At 54.2% G+C, this 1,103-nt stretch carries 2 protein-coding genes; both read right to left on the reverse strand.

The window, feature by feature from the left end:
• Nucleotides 1-40 precede the first annotated feature (40 nt).
• Entirely contained in the window at nucleotides 41-913 is an 873-nt protein-coding gene (locus tag RMSM_RS35715) for an IS3 family transposase (protein ID WP_008709515.1), read from the reverse strand.
• Complete coding sequence (locus tag RMSM_RS43285) at nucleotides 910-1,101, reverse strand: transposase (protein WP_236622438.1); 192 nt, start codon at nucleotides 1,099-1,101, stop codon at nucleotides 910-912. Before RMSM_RS43285 ends, RMSM_RS35715 begins: the two co-directional genes overlap by 4 nt.
• Nucleotides 1,102-1,103 lie beyond the last annotated feature (2 nt).

Genomic DNA, 1,103 nt, shown 5'->3' on the forward strand with positions numbered 1-1,103 from the left:
TGAGGTGGCCTGGGTTTTGGGGGCCACGCGTCCTCTTATTTTAGCAGGGGACGGTTGATTCGAATCTGGTCGGCGATAGATAGCCGAGCGATGAATGAAGTCGCGATGTATTGTAGTAAGCAATGAACTCAGTTAGTTCACTCAATGCCTCGCGATAGTTCTCATACTCGGTCATTTGCAGTTCAGTCTTGATCGTTCCAAAGCAAGATTCCATAAAAGCGTTGTCGTAGCAGTCACCCGCTCGACTCATACTTTGACGCATCGAACTACGCTTGATGATCGCACGATATCTTTTGCTGGCGTACTGACCACCGCGATCGGTGTGGTGGATGAGGTCTTTTGATGGCTGTCGACTTCGAATTGCCTTTTGGAGCGTCTTGATCACCAGGCTCTCGGTCATGTCCATTTCCAAAGCCCAGCCGACGATCCGCCTGGAAAAGCGATCCATTAGGGTAGCCAAGTAGGCGAACCCGGTTCGTGCGATCGGAATGTAGGTGATGTCACCTACCCACAAACGATTGACGCTCGTTGGCTCAGGCTGCTCAAGCAACAGGTTCTCGTTGTAGCCCAGAGTGTGCCGACTTTCGGTCGTTCGCGGCTTGAACGACTTTGGCTGCAACGCCGATAACCCTGCAATTCGCAGCAATTTGGCGACCCTTTCACGTCCGATTGCAACTCCTTGTAGCTTCAGGTCTGCAGCGATCCGTCGAGCACCGTAGCGTCTGCGGTGTCGATGAAACGTGGTGATCACCATTGGCAAGACGTCCATGTCGCTTTGTTCTCTTCGGCTTGGAGGTTCGCTTTGAAAACGCTGAAATGCGGACCGTGAAAAACCGAGGATCTCGCCGACTTCTCGCTGCGATGCAGTGCCATCGCGAATGATGCTGGCCGCTGCGGAGTAAAGCTGGCTCACTCGTTTCGGCCGAAAATGATCAAAGCTTTTTTTAAAACGTCGCGTTCGCGCTCGACTCGCCGCAGCTCTGCCTCGAGTTCGGCGACGCGGCTATCGAGCACTTCGCCGACCGGCCCGGCCGATTCGACTTGCTGCTGCTTCCAGCGGTAGAGCAGGTTCGTTCCGGAGATCCCCAATCGCTCGACAATCG

The organism is Rhodopirellula maiorica SM1, assembly GCF_000346295.1.
Taxonomy (GTDB): Bacteria; Planctomycetota; Planctomycetia; order Pirellulales; family Pirellulaceae; genus Novipirellula; species Novipirellula maiorica.